This is a genomic window from Lentzea sp. NPDC036949 (assembly GCF_055608075.1).
In genome coordinates this window covers 65,826-78,254 of record NZ_JBVJRA010000002.1, presented here as the reverse complement: position 1 = coordinate 78,254, position 12,429 = coordinate 65,826, and the positions used below count along the sequence as shown (strand labels likewise).

Here is a 12,429-nt window from a genome sequence, read left to right as displayed (position 1 = left end):
CTCAGACGCGGCGTTGCCGGGGCAGCGTCCCCAGACCGGACAGGGCCTCCGCCAGGTTCGGGTGCACCGTCAGCAGCACGTTGACACCGGACAGCTCCAGCGGGCGCAGCACGGTCTTGCTCGCCGCGACGACCCGGAACGGCACCTTCGCCCGCTGGGCCTCCCGCCGGACGGCGACGACCATGTTGATGCCCGCGGAGCCGAAGAAGCTCACCCCGCCGAGGTCCAGGACCAGACCGGTGGGCGCACCGCGCACGGCCTCGACGGCCTGGTTGAGGGCGGGGTCGTCGGTCATCCGGTCGATCTCGCCGGACACGACGACGACGGCTATCCCGTGGTGGTGGACTGTGCGGGCGGTCTGCACGACCGCGCCGCCGGCTTGCTGGCTCATGGCCCGCGCTCCCATCGGCAAACCGTGCGAAGCGCCGACTGCAGCAGCCCAACCCGGAGAACCTGTAGATGACCTCACAATGAGTGAATCGGTTTTCAGGTGCTCCAGTCCACGCTATGCCTCTTCGGACCGGGACACAACCTCACCCCGTGATCACCGCCCGATGCGCAGCGTGACATCCGTGAGCGGTGCGCTGGTACAGGTCAGGACCCGGCCGGTGGCCTTCTGCTCCGCGGTCAGGCAACCGGTTTCCTGCCGGGACACCTCGCCGCCGACCAGCTGCGCCACGCACTCGCCGCAGCTGCCGACCGTGCAGGAGTACGGCAGGGGCAGGCCGGCCGCGAGCCCGGCGTCGAGCAGCGTCTGGCCGGGTTCGGCGACCGCGGTGCCGAGCCCCTCGACGACCACCCGTTGCGGCGTCGCCGATCCCGGTGCCCTGACCGGTCCGCTGGTGTAGCGCTCCTGGTGGACGTGCTCAGGCGGCACGTCGAGCGCCTGGCGCACCACGTCCATGAACGCCTCCGGGCCGCACAGGTAGTACCGCGCGTCCGGCGACGGCGCGAGACTCCCGACCCACCGCCGGACACCGGGGCCGTCGAGGCGTCCGGCGCGGGCGGTCACCACGTGCGTGACGGCGAGCCGGCCGGGGTGGCGCTCCCCCAGTTCGGCGAGCTCGGCGGCGAAGATCGCCTCCTCCTCGCTGCGGTCGCAGTGCAGCAGGGCGATCCGGGGTCCGGCCGGCTCGGCGAGCAGCGCGCGGACCATGCTCATCACCGGTGTGATGCCGCTCCCGGCCGTGATCGCCACGACCTCGTGCCCCTGGACGAGCCGGAAGGAACCGGACGGGCCGCGCACGGCCACCCGGTCGCCGACGGCGAGGCGCTCGTGGACGTGCGCCGAGAACCGGCCGCCCGCCACCCGCTTGACGGTGAGCTCCAACCGGGTGGTGCCGGGCGCGGAGGACGCCGAGTAGGGCCGGCGCACCTGCTCGCCGTCGAGGTCGGCGACGAGCGTGAAGAACTGGCCCGGCCGGAAGTCGAACGGCGCGCCGTCGGCCAGCACGACCGTGACCGCACAGGGGGTCTCCGCGCGCACCTCGACGACCCCGACCTCGCGCAGCGGGTCCGGTGTGGGCGCGGCGGTACCGGCAGGGGCGATCGCGTAGCCCTCCTTGCGCAGGCCGGAGCGGTAGGCGAGGTCCAGCACCGGTCGCAGCCACCTGGCCGGTACCAGGCCCGCCACCCTCAGCAGTGCACGGCGCGGCCGGCTCGCGGTGTTGGCGGTGAGGTGCCCGCTCGCCAGCGCGATCAGGTCGGGGGTGTCGTCGACCGGCGCCGAGGTCCAGAGGCGGGCGCGGGTCACGGCGTCGCTCGTGCTCAGCTCCGCGACCTCGACGTGGACGAGCAGCGCCGCGTGCGGCGGAACTCCCTTCAACGCCAGCGGTTCCAGCACGGCCGGGTCGACGGTGATCACAGCGCGGCCGCGCCCGTGCAGGACGCCGGTGCGGCCGGGGACGAGTGCGGCGAACGAGAGGCGGTCGTCCTCCAGCAGGTTGTGCAGGGTGTCCGCGCGCCGGTTGCCCCTGCGGTCGGCGATCACGAGCGTGTGGCCGTCCAGTACACGTGCGACCGGTCCGGCCTCCCCGCGCGGGCTCGTGTCGGAGCCACCCTTCAAGTCCCATGTGGACAGTGCGAGGAACGGTGCCGCGGCGAGGAAGTCGGCCACGCCGGGCGCGGCCAGCGGGCCCTCGCCGACCTGCGCGGCGGCGGGTCCGGCCGGTACCGGCGGCTGCCACAGGCCGGACCGCAGCACGGACTGGGCGCAGTGCACGTAGACCTGCTCGACGTCGAACACGACCTCGCCGGTGCCGGACGCGGTCCCGTTGACCCGCAGCGTCTCCCCCACGCCCGGCAGCAGGAACACCAGCGACGCCGGTCCGGCAGCGGTGCCGTCGAGGGCGAAGGTGAGCCGGGTCGGTGACAGGAGGCGCGCGAAACCCGGCCGGCCGCCGACGACAGCGGTCCGGCTCGTGCCGTCGGCGGCGCGGTGGCCGAAGCCCGCGATCGGACTGCGCGCGAGCACGGCCGCGCAGCCCTCGTCGAGCGCGCCGACCTGCTTCAGCACGATCATGGACGCGGGCCGCCCGACGACGGCCTCCACCTCGGCCACCGTCCGCAACCGATGGGCTTCGTCGATCATGACGGGCTTGTTTTCCCAGCTCATGACACTATTGTGAGGTTTTGCTCAGCTCTTGGGTACTCGCTTTTGGAAGGACCGCCGTGCCGTCACCGGACGATCGTCTCGCCCCACGTCGCCGACCGCGTCAGGTGCGCGCGGAGCTCACCCGCGACCGGATTCTGACGGCGGCTGCTCACGTTTTCGTCGAGCACGGGTACGCCGCGGGCACCACCAACCGCATCGCCGAGCACGCCCGCGTCTCGATCGGCTCGCTGTACCAGTACTTCCCGAACAAGGACGCGGTCCTGGCCGCCCTGCTGGTGCGGCACGTCGACCGCGGCCGGTGGGCGCAGGCCGAACAGCTCGACCTCGCCCCCGGCTCGCTGGCGCAGACGGTGCGGGCGCTGGTCCGCGACGCGATCGACAACCACGACGAGGACCCGCGGCTGCTGCGGATCATGATCCAGGAGGCGCAGCACTCCCGGGAGCTGGCCGAGGCCGTGGCCCGGCATGGCGAGCAGCGGGTCGCCCAGGTCCGCGACCTGTTCGCCCGCCACCCCGACGTCGGCGTGGCCGACCTCGACACCGCGGCGGAGCTCATCGTGTTCACCGTCGAGGTGAACACGCACCGGCTCATGGCCTTTCCGCGGAACACCACCGTCGAGAAGTTCGAGAACGAGCTCGTCGGGATGGTGACGCGCTACCTGCGCGGCGACCGCTGAACCGCCGTCGGGTCACCGGTCGCGGCGCAGGTGGCGCGCTGGCCCGCTCAGCGCCAGAACGACCGGCGGCGCTCCTTCGCCTCCTGCTGGGCGAACTGGCGCAGCAGTTCCCGCGCGCGGGCCCAGAGCCGGTCGACGTCACCGCCCGCGGTGAGCTCGTCCTGCAAGCGCCGCAACGGTTCGAACGCCTGCCCCTGCTCACCGGCGATCAACGTGCCGAGCCGGCTGGCGAGGTCGGCGAGCAGGTCGCGGCGTTCCCACTCCGGCAGACCGGTGGCCTGGTCCAGGCGGTCGGCTTCCAGCGCGGCGATCTCGCGCAGTTCGGCCGTGGCGTCCTGGGGCGGTGCCGGACGGGCCGAGCCGCGCAGGGTGGCCGAGATCCGGGCTCGGCCGCGGGTGGGCGGTGGCACCGGGGCGCCGGGCGGGACCGGGGCTCCAGGCGGCACCGGAGGGCTCTGCGGTGCTGGAGGTGCGGGCGGCTTCGGGGCGTCGGGCGGGGCAGGTGCGCCGGGCGGAACCGGGGCACCGTCCGGAGTCGGAGCGCCGAGCGGGACGGGTGCCCCCGGCGGGATCGGGACGCCGACCGGGGCAGGTGCGCCGGCCGACCTGGCGGGAGCAGCGGGCATCGGAGCGGCGGGCATCGGCGCGCCCGCCATCGGTGCAGCCAGCGGGAACGGCGCCGGTCCGGCGAAGCCCACCGCCCCACCGCCATAACCACCGCCATATCCGCCACCGGCGCGCGGCATGGGCGGCGGCGCGGGGTCCCAGCCCGACGGCAGCTCGACCGGCTGCACCACGCGGTGCACCTCGCCGTCGCCCACGACCCGTTCGTCCACCGCCACGAACGCGGTGAACCGGCACAGCACCCCGAACCGCAACGAGGTCCGCACGATCTCCGCTTCCACGGCGCGCTCGCCGGTCGCGTAGCGGTCTTCGAGGTCGCGCAGCGCGGCACGGGCCCACTGCGACCGGACCGCGGGCTCGGTGTGCTCCAGGACGGGCACCGCCTCCTCCCAGGCGCCACCCTCGCGGGTGCGGCCGCGGACGGTGAACGACTCCGGCGCGGCACCCCGGTACCGGCCGAACGCCACCAGCGGCACGCCGGGGTAGATCGCGGTGGGCAGCTTCGGCAGGTCGGACGACGGTGTCACGACCACGTCGGTGACCACCGGCGCGCCGATGCGGCGCTGGATGTGCGTCATCGCCTCGTCGAGCCGGTCCTCGCTCTCGACGAGCTCGCACCGCCCGGCGCCGCGCGCGGCCAGGCGGCCGAGGAAGCCCGCGTTGACGGCGGAGTCGATGCCGACGGCGTGCACCCGCGTGCGGCCGAGGACCGGTGCGATGTCGCGCAGCAGCTGGTCCTCGTTGCCGACCTGGCCGTCCGTGACGAGCACGAGCACCGGGTCGCGGTCGGCCTCGGCCTGCGCGAGCAGGGTCAGCCCGTCGCGCACCGGCTGGAACATCTCGGTGCCGCCGCGCGCCTGCACCTTCGCCAGGTGCTCGACCGCGCGGAACCGGTGGCGGTCGGTGCCCGCGACCAGGCCGGTGCCGAGCTCGGCGGGGTGTTCCACGCGGTCGTCGAACGTGAGCACCGCGAACCTGTCGTCCGCCGTCAACGTGTCGACGATCCGCGCCGCCGCACGCCGTGCCGCGACCATCTTCCAGCCCGACATGCTGCCGGACCGGTCGAGCAGCAGCACGACGTCACGCGGCCGCACCGCCGCCCGTGGCGCCGGTGGCAGGACCGTGAGCTGGTAGGTGCCCTCCTCGCCGTCGGCGTCGGGCACGCACACCACCGCGGAGCTGTTGCCCGTGTAAGCCAGCCGCAGCACGAAGTCGCGGTCGACGCGTTCACCGGGAACGACCGTGACGGTGTTGCCCTCGGCGGTGACGGCGTGCAGGCTCGACCGCACCTCCCCGAGCTCCAGCCCGGCCGGGTCGACCTGCACGCTGATGCCCAGGCGCACCGGGTTCGGGAAGCCGGGCAGCAGCACCGGCGGCGTGATCCGGGAGGCGTCGGGCACGAGGTCGGTGTCCTGCGCGTGCCCGTCCCCGACCGACGGACCGTCGAGCGGCGCACCCGGCACGTACCGCGGCGCCACGACGAGCGGGAACCGGAACGTGGCCGCGCCGTCCTCGAACACCAGCGGCCCGACGACGCTCAGCTCGACGGTGACCCGTTCGCCCGCGGGGATGTTGCCCACCCGCATGGTGAACACGTCCGGCCGTTCCTCCTCCACGATGGACGCTCTTCGCCCCGCCGCGATCGCCTGGTCATAGGCCTCGCGTGCCTGACCGCGCTCTTGCAGGTCGGCCACGACGGTCCGGTCGCCTGCGGTCATCTTCATGCCGGTGACGGCGGCGCGGTCAGGCAATGGGAACACGTAGGTGGCTTCGAGAGCGGTGTCGTGCGTGTTCACGAACCCGGTCGTGAACACCACGCGGCCCAGGAGCCCGGTGACCACCGCCCGCACGTCGACGCTCTCCAACGGCAGGTTGCCGCGCTCGGTGAGCAGCGCGCCGACCCCCGCGTCCTCGGTCGTCCGGCCGACGCGGTCCACCTCGGCCGGCTGCAACGGGGTGACGGTGATGGTCATGGCGTTTCCCTTTCGTCGGTGAGCAGGCCGCGGGCGGCGAGCAGGTCGAGCAGTGGCCGCGCGGCGGCCGCGATGTCGGCGAGGTCGGCGGGGGTCGGGGTGCCGGGGGTGAGGAGGACGGCGCCGCCGGTGAGGGGGATGCCTGTGAGGAGTGCGGGTGGTGCCGGTGCGTCGGGGGCGGGCGGGGCGGGTGGGCCGGATCGGGCGGCGGGTTCGGGCGGGCACGGTGGTGCGGCGGGTGCGGGCGGTGGAGCGGCACCCGCGGGCGGCACGGGCGAGGGCTGCGGCACGGCACCCGCAGGCGGCACGGGCGCGGGCGGCGGAGTGGCACCCGCGGGCGGCGGAGCCAGCGGTGCGACCGCTGGCCAAGGCGTGCCCGCTAGTGGCGGCGGAGGCGTGGGCGGTGCGGGCAGCGGCGGTGGCGCGGGTGGTGCCGGTGGTGCTGCCGGCGCGGCCCAGAACCGCGGCCGCACCTCCCCCGCCGGCGCCTCCTCCGCCACCTCCAGCAACCCGTCGGGCACGCGGGCGATCGCCAGCAGCGCCTGGTCGGTCGCACCGGCGAGCTCGGCCTGGATGTCGGCCAGCGTCCTCCCCTCCGACTGCAGCCTCTTGACCGCCACCAGCTGGAGCAGGTGGCGCCGGTCGTACAGCGCGGTGCGGCCGCGCATCGCCGAGGGCCGGTCGACCAGCCCCGTCGTCGCGTACCAGCGGACCGCCCGCCGGTCGGGCACGTCGCGGACCCGGCCGTTGGGCGCGCCCTGGTACTCCGCCGTCAGCGCGGCGGAGACACGTTCCAGCAGCTCGTCAAGCGTCCACACCCCATGATAGTGACACTGTCACGATGACAGTGTCAATGAAAAAACCTGATGAGGTCCACCCGGCGTGGCCGGGTAGGGTTCCGCGCGTCGCGCAACGGACGGAGACCCCTGGGTGAGCACGGAAGAGGCCAGCCTCAGCACCGGCCACGAGGCCGCATCGGGCCAGCTCAGGACCCGGAAGGCGCAGGTCCTGACCGCAGCCGTTCCCGCGCAGGTCGCGGACATCACCGCCCTGGTCAACCGCGTCTACGCCGAGGCGGAGGCCGGGTTGTGGCGCGACGGCGCCACCCGCACCAGCGAGGCCGAGGTCGCGGGGCTCGTCGAGGCCGGACAGGTGGTGGTCGCGCTGCACGAGGACCGCGTGATCGGCGCGGTGCGGCTGCGGCAGCTCGACGACCGCACCGGCGAGTTCGGCATGCTCGTCGCCGCGCCGGAGGTGCGCGGCACCGGGCTCGGCCGCGACCTCGTCGCCCACGCCGAGGAGTGGGCGCGGGACGAGGGCCTCTCCCGCATGCAGCTGGAGCTCCTGGTGCCGCAGAACTGGGAGCACCCGGTGAAGGAGTTCCTGCGGAGCTGGTACACCCGCATGGGCTACGAGGTCGTGCACAGGGGCGACCTGACCGACGACCACCCGCACCTGGTGCCGGAACTGGCCTGTCCGTGCGACTTCCTGGTCTTCCACCGGGAGCTCGTGCCGGGCACCTGAGGGCGCCCGGCACGATCCGCTCACACCACCGAGCAGGCCGCCCCGTTCAGCGTGAACGCGCCCGGCACCGAGTTGGACCCGGTCCACGTGCCGGTGAACCCGAGGCTCACCGACCCGCCGCCGGGGATCGCCGCGTTGTAGGAGGCGTTGGTCGCGGTCACCGCCGCACCGGACTGGGCGGCGACGGCGTTCCACATCTGGGTCACCGTCTGGCCGTTGCCGAACGTCCAGCGCAGCGCCCAGCCGTTCACGGCGGCCGTGCCGGTGTTCTGCACCTTCACCTCGCCCTGGAACCCGCTCTGCCACTGGCCGGTCACGCGGTACGCGACCGCGCACGAGCCGGTGGGCGCGGTGCCGGTGGTGAACGTCGTGACCGGCGACCGGGACGAACGGTTGCCGGCCGCGTCGAGGGCGTAGACCGCGACCGCGTAGGCCGTGGCGGGCGTGAGGCCGGTCAGCGTCGCCGACGGGCCGGTGGTGGACGTCAACGGGGACTCGGTGCCGTCGACGACGCGCACGACCTGGTAGGAGGTGACGCCGACCGCGTCGGTCGACGCCGCCCACGCCAGTGCCGCACCGGTTCCAGTGACGTCGGAGGCCGCGGGGGCGCCGGGGGTCGTGGGTGCCGTGGTGTCCTGGCCGCCGCCGCCGAACACCGCCGCCTCCCGCGAGGTCGCCGCGATCCCGCCCGCGCCGGTGAAGATCCGCTGGCCCCAGGCGGTGAGCCGGGAGGCGTCGAAGTCGGTGGCCATGTCGAGGTACTCGACGCCGCCGCCGTTGCCGCTCCACGACCAGCCGAGGTACCCCAGGCGCTGGGACTGGGTGTAGGAGAAGATCGTGTTCTCGTCCGGGTCGCCGTCGGAGTGGTTGTGGCCGAACTCCCCCACCACGATCGGCAGCCCGGCGGCCACGAAGCGGCCCAGGTAGTCGGTGATCTCGGCCGCCGTGTCGAACACGCCGTACATGTGGACGGAGAACACGGTGTTGCGCTGCGGGTCGGCGGCGAAGACCGACGCCGCGTTGTCCCTCATCGTGAACGACCAGTCCTGGCCCCAGTTAGGTGCGTCCACCATGATCGTGTGGGTGAAGCCGGCGGCGCGCAGCCGGCTGATCGCGGACTTCGTGTCGGCGGTCCAGCCGGAGGCACCGGTGTTGCCCCACGGCTCGTTGCCGATGTTGAGGATGACGTAGGCCTCCTGACCGGTCATCGCGCTCTGCACGCTGATCCAGTAGTCGACGGCCTTGGCGAGGCTCACGGCACCGCTCTGCTCGCCGTAGCCGGTGGTGTCGTGCACCTCCAGCACGCAGATGAGCCGGTTGGCCTTGCACTGGCCGATGACGTTCGCGACGTCGGCCGCGTCGTTGCGGGTCCACCGGTCGCCGCTGGAGAGCACGACGCGAACGGTGTTGGAGCGCAACGCCTTCAGGTCGGCGAGCGCCCGCGTGGTGCGCGAGGTGTACCAGGTGTGCGCGTGGTTCACCCCGCGCATGACGAACTCCGCGCCGGTGGCGTCGTACAGGCGGCCACCGCTGACGTGGAAGCCGGTGGCGGCCTGCGCGACCGCGGGTGTGGTGAGCAGGGACAGGCCGACGAGCACTGTGCTCATCAGCGACAACAGTCGTTTCACGGTGCGGTCCTCTCTTGCGGTCCGACTGGGAGCGCTCCCAGAAATGGGCGCGCCGAAACAACCCGTGCAGGGCGATGGGAGATCAGTGAGCGGCCGCCGAGCTGTCGCGCGGGACGAGCACGGCGGTGGGCGACCAGCGCGGGGTGACCGGGCCGCCGCCGATCAGCTCCAGCACCGACTCCGCGACCGAGATGCCGAACTGGTGCACGTCGACGCTCATCGTGGTGAGCGCGGGCGTCGCGAGCCGGCACAGCGTGGAGTCGTCCCAGGCGACCAGGCTCAGCTCGCCGGGCACCGCGACGCCCAGCTCCTTCGCGGTGGCCAGCCCGGCGACGGCCATCACGTCGTTGTCGTAGAGGATCGCGGTCGGCGGCTCCTGCCGGTTCAGCAGCGCCGCGGTCAGCTTGGCGCCCGCCTCCTCGGAGTAGTCGCCCTCCACGATCGTCGGGACCAGGCCGGCCGCGCGGCAGCCGTCGACCAGCGCCGTCGTCCTGGCCGCGGTGTGCAGCAGGCCGGCGGGACCGGTGATCCGGGCGATCCGGGTGTGGCCGAGCGCGAGCAGGTGGGCGAGCACCTGCTCGATCGGGCCGGCGTCGTCGGTGCGCACGGCGGGTGCGGCGAGCTCCGGCGCCGGTTCGCCGACGACCACCGTCGGCAGCCCGATCTCCCGCAGCACAGCGGGTCTGGGGTCGACGACGGTCCGGTTCACCAGCAGCACGGCGTCGACCAGGCCACCGCTCGCCCACCGGCGGTAGGCGGTGATCTCGGCGTCGTGCGCGGGCACGACGTGCAGCAGCAACGACAGGTCGTGCGGCGTGAGCCGTTCCTCGATGCCCGCGATGAACTCCATGAAGAACGGCTCGGTGCCGAGCAGCCGGGCCGGGCGGGCGAGCACCAGCCCGACCGCACCCGAGGACGGGGTGCCCATCAGGCCCCCGCCCGGCCGAGGTCGTTGGCGCAGCGCAGCACCGCGGGACCGGTCAGCGCGTCCGGGTCGGGCAGCCGGACCGCAGTCCGCACCACGAACGAGCGCGTCTCCCCGGCGAGCATCGGCACCAGCATCTCCTCCACGACGGCGTCCGGGGCGACCCGGTCGGCCAGCAGCACCACGTCCCCGGCGTAGGAACGGGCGCGCACGTCGACACGGTATCCGCCCTCGACCGCCACCACCTCCGCGGTGAGCGGTGCCGGGTCGAGGTCGAGGTCCACGTCCTCGGCGAACGGCCGCACGACCCGTTCGGCGTCGGCGGTCGCCACGAGCACCTCCCGCACCGGATCTCCCGGCACCACAACGGAATCGGGCAGCTCGACCGCCGCGGCGGACCGGGCGGCGACGGCGAACGGCAGCGACACCTTCTCCAGCACCGCTCCCCCGACCGCCTGCCGCTCCACCCGCAGCTCACCGCTCCACGGCTCGTCGTGGTCGTTCACCACGACCAGCGCCGACCGGCCGTCGCGGGGCTGCACGGTGAGCAATCGCGGCGCGAACGCCCTCCGCAACGCGTACCAGAGCGGTTTGCGGCGCTCCCCGCTGTCGACCGCGGCCCACGACGTGGCGGGCCAGCAGTCGTTGAGCTGCCACACCAGCGCACCGGCCGTGCGCGGCCACCACGACCGGAAGTGCTCGATCCCGAACGCCACCGCGCGGGCCTGGTTGAGCTGCGTGGCCCAGTGCCAGTCCGCGAACTCCTGGGGCACCGGGAGGTGCGGCGCGAGACCGCGGTCCAGCTTGCCGTTGCCGTCCTCCGCCTTCTGGTGCGCGAGGAACGCGGGCGAGGTGGACGTCAGCGGTTCGTCGTGAACCCAGTGGGTCAGCGTCGTCCACGTCGGCGGTCCCTGGAAGCCGAACTCCGAGCAGAACCGCGGCACGTGGTCGCGGTAGCGGGTGTAGTCGACCCGGTTCCACACCTCCCACTCGTGCCGGGTGCCGTTGTCGGCGTCGTTGGGGTGGCGCTCACCGGGGCTGTGCGGGCTGCCGGGTGAGTAGTGCCGGGTCGGGTCGAGCTCGGCGACGACCGCGGGCAGCAGCTCGGTGTAGTAGCGCAGGCCCCAGGTCCGGCCGCCGAGCTGCTCCGGCCAGCCCCAGTCGGCGAAACCCCACTGGTTCTCGTTGTTGCCGTTCCACAGCGCGAGCGACGGGCGCCCGGCCAGCCGCGCGACCTGCTCGCGCGCCTCGGCCTCCACCTCGCTCCACAGCGGTTCCTCCTCCGGGTAGGCGCCGCAGGCGAACAGGAAGTCCTGCCACACCAGCACACCGCGCTCGTCGCAGACGTCGTAGAAGTCGTCGGACTCGTAGATGCCGCCACCCCAGACCCGCAGCATGTTCAGGTTCGCCTCGACGGCCTGGTCCACCCGGCGCGCGAGCCGGTCGCGGGTGACGCGGGTGAGGAAGTGGTCGTCGGGAATCCAGTTGGCGCCCTTGGCGAACACCCGCCGGCCGTTGACGACGAACGTGAACGGCGTGCCCACCTCGTCCGGTTCGACGTCCACGGTGACCGTACGGAACCCGACCCGGTACTGCCCCCCGTCGAGGAGCCCGTCCGGGCCCAGCAGCGACACGGTCACGTCGTAGCGCGGCTGCTCGCCGTACCCGACCGGCCACCACAGCTCGGCGTCCGGCACCAGCGCGGTGACCACGCCCCGGTCGCCCTCGCAGTCCGCCTCGAACGTCTCGCCGTTCACCTCGACGCGCAGCCGCAGGGCCTTCGGTGCCGCGGGGTCCGCGTGCTCGACGTCGGCGTGCACCTCGACCCGGCCGGTGCCGTCGGCGTCGACCGTCACGAGTGGACGGACCGACGCCAGCCGCGCGGTGTGCCAGCGCTCCAGCCGCACCGGCTTCCAGATGCCCGCGGTCTGCAGGTCCGGTCCCCAGTCCCAGCCGAAGGAGCAGGCCATCTTGCGGATCATGTTGAACGGGTGCGGGTAGGCGTGGTCGCGCCGTCCCAGCCGGCCCTCCACCTCCTGCGCCCGCGTCAGCGCGGAGGAGAACGTCACCACCAGCTCGTTGGTGCCGTCGGCGAGGAACGGCCGCACGTCGAACCGGTGCGTGCGGTGCATGTTCGCGGCGGTGCCGACCAGGACGCCGTTGAGCTGCACAGCGGCGATCGTGTCGAGGCCCTCGAACACCAGGTCGGCGCGTTCGCCGGCGACGGCCGACGCCTCGAACTCGGTGTCGTAGCGCCATTCTGTGCGGTGCATCCACCGCAGCGACTCCTCGGCGCGGTCGAGGAACGGGTCCTCGATCAGCCCGGCGGCGAGCAGGTCGAGGTGCGTGCTGCCGGGCACGGCGGCCGGCACCCGCACGCCCCGCAACGAGTCGGGCGCGGGTCCCGCGACCACGCTCAGCTGCCACCCGTCGTGCAACGTCTGGCGCTCCATCATGTCCCCAT

At 73.6% G+C, this 12,429-nt stretch carries 9 protein-coding genes; 2 read left to right on the top strand and 7 right to left on the bottom strand.

Annotation, left to right across the window (positions count from 1 at the left end; all coding sequences use genetic code 11):
- Position 1 precedes the first annotated feature (1 nt).
- Positions 2 to 391 carry an STAS domain-containing protein gene (locus ACZ7CD_RS06415; RefSeq protein WP_360384321.1) on the bottom strand — a complete coding sequence of 130 codons (390 nt, stop codon included), beginning with the start codon at positions 389 to 391 and terminating at the stop codon, positions 2 to 4.
- Between the two features lie 153 nt (positions 392 to 544).
- Positions 545 to 2,614: an FAD-binding oxidoreductase gene (locus ACZ7CD_RS06410; protein ID WP_470378434.1), complete on the bottom strand. Its 2,070-nt coding sequence runs from the start codon at positions 2,612 to 2,614 to the stop codon at positions 545 to 547.
- A gap of 104 nt (positions 2,615 to 2,718) precedes the next feature.
- Here ACZ7CD_RS06410 and ACZ7CD_RS06405 point away from each other — a divergent pair, with 104 nt between their 5' ends.
- A complete protein-coding gene (locus tag ACZ7CD_RS06405; RefSeq protein ID WP_360384325.1) occupies positions 2,719 to 3,291 on the top strand; it encodes a TetR/AcrR family transcriptional regulator in 573 nt (190 codons plus the stop codon).
- 47 nt (positions 3,292 to 3,338) lie between these two features.
- On the opposite strand, the gene ACZ7CD_RS06400 is transcribed toward ACZ7CD_RS06405, so the two are convergent.
- Together ACZ7CD_RS06400 and ACZ7CD_RS06395 are read right to left on the bottom strand one after the other, a co-directional pair.
- A complete protein-coding gene (locus tag ACZ7CD_RS06400; RefSeq protein ID WP_470378433.1) occupies positions 3,339 to 5,888 on the bottom strand; it encodes a VIT domain-containing protein in 2,550 nt (849 codons plus the stop codon).
- Positions 5,885 to 6,706 carry a MerR family transcriptional regulator gene (locus ACZ7CD_RS06395; protein ID WP_470378432.1) on the bottom strand — a complete coding sequence of 274 codons (822 nt, stop codon included), beginning with the start codon at positions 6,704 to 6,706 and terminating at the stop codon, positions 5,885 to 5,887. The genes ACZ7CD_RS06400 and ACZ7CD_RS06395 overlap by 4 nt, the downstream gene beginning before the upstream one ends.
- Positions 6,707 to 6,818: 112 nt before the next feature.
- Here ACZ7CD_RS06395 and ACZ7CD_RS06390 point away from each other — a divergent pair, with 112 nt between their 5' ends.
- Positions 6,819 to 7,412, top strand: coding sequence for a GNAT family N-acetyltransferase (locus ACZ7CD_RS06390; protein ID WP_360384331.1), 594 nt, complete (start codon positions 6,819 to 6,821; stop codon positions 7,410 to 7,412).
- 20 nt (positions 7,413 to 7,432) lie between these two features.
- Here the strand turns inward: ACZ7CD_RS06390 and ACZ7CD_RS06385 are convergent, their stop codons facing one another.
- The 3 genes from ACZ7CD_RS06385 to ACZ7CD_RS06375 form a co-directional block, all read right to left on the bottom strand.
- Positions 7,433 to 9,040: a cellulase family glycosylhydrolase gene (locus ACZ7CD_RS06385; RefSeq protein WP_470378431.1), complete on the bottom strand. Its 1,608-nt coding sequence runs from the start codon at positions 9,038 to 9,040 to the stop codon at positions 7,433 to 7,435.
- Positions 9,041 to 9,122: 82 nt separating this feature from the next.
- Positions 9,123 to 9,968 carry a LacI family DNA-binding transcriptional regulator gene (locus ACZ7CD_RS06380; protein ID WP_470378430.1) on the bottom strand — a complete coding sequence of 282 codons (846 nt, stop codon included), beginning with the start codon at positions 9,966 to 9,968 and terminating at the stop codon, positions 9,123 to 9,125.
- On the bottom strand, positions 9,968 to 12,421 hold the full coding sequence (locus ACZ7CD_RS06375) for a glycoside hydrolase family 2 protein (RefSeq protein WP_470378429.1): 2,454 nt from the start codon (positions 12,419 to 12,421) through the stop codon (positions 9,968 to 9,970). Before ACZ7CD_RS06375 ends, ACZ7CD_RS06380 begins: the two co-directional genes overlap by 1 nt.
- Positions 12,422 to 12,429: the final 8 nt, after the last annotated feature.